This window comes from Parapedobacter tibetensis (assembly GCF_024704835.1).
In the GTDB taxonomy this organism is placed as follows: Bacteria; Bacteroidota; Bacteroidia; order Sphingobacteriales; family Sphingobacteriaceae; genus Parapedobacter; species Parapedobacter tibetensis.
Genome location: NZ_JAMXBE010000063.1, coordinates 1 through 869 on the forward strand (window position 1 = coordinate 1; position 869 = coordinate 869).

Annotated in this window: 1 protein-coding gene; it reads right to left on the reverse strand. The window is 52.7% G+C overall.

Annotation, left to right across the window (positions count from 1 at the left end; genetic code table 11):
- Positions 1 to 869 (reverse strand): IS256 family transposase (locus NF543_RS25260; RefSeq protein WP_257957585.1); only part of this gene is annotated, 869 nt, incomplete at both ends.

Genomic DNA, 869 nt, shown 5'->3' on the forward strand with positions numbered 1-869 from the left:
TCACCAAATTTAATATAAAGCTGAGAGATGGTCAAGCCCCAATTGTGGATGGGCATTGTCCATTTCTTTGTTATCTCCCGTATCACCAGATAAAGAAGCTTCAGCAGCGCCTGTTCGGAGGTGAAAGCCCCTTTGGTCTTGGTGATTTTGCGCACCTGCCTGTGCATTCCCTCAATGGGATTGGTGGTGTAAATCACCCTGCGCACATCCCCGTCGTATTCGAAGAACGTGGAAAGGTTATCCCAGTTCTGCAGCCATGATCTGGCCGTGAGTGGGTATTTCTTCCCCCACTTTTCCTCGAACTCCAACAGCCGTTCATATCCCTGTTCAGCGTTCACGGCCTTATAGACCGGTTTGAGATCTTCCATGACGGTCTTTTTTTCCTTATCCGGCACGTATTTCATGCTGCTGCGTATCTGGTGCACGATGCACAGCTGGACACGGGTATTGGGAAAAACTGCTTCTATGGCTTCCGGAAAGCCCTTCAGCCCGTCGATGCACGCGATCAGGATATCCTCCACACCGCGCTGTTTCAGGTCGGTCAGCACCGAGAGCCAGAACTTGGCACCCTCGGTCTCCGAAAGGTAAAGGCCGATCAGGTCCTTGCGGCCATCGATATCCACGCCCAGGATGTTGTAGATCGCACGGCTCTCAACCGACCCGTTATGCCTGATTTTATAGTGCATGCAGTCCAGGAAAACGAACGGGTATACCGCATCCAGCGGACGGTTGCGCCATTCGTTGACTGCCGGGAGCACGGCATCGGTGATACGGGAGATTTCCGTGGCCGATATTTCCATCGCATACATCTCCCGGATGTAATCGCTGATGGCACGTGTACCCATGCCACGGGCATACATGCTCAATAC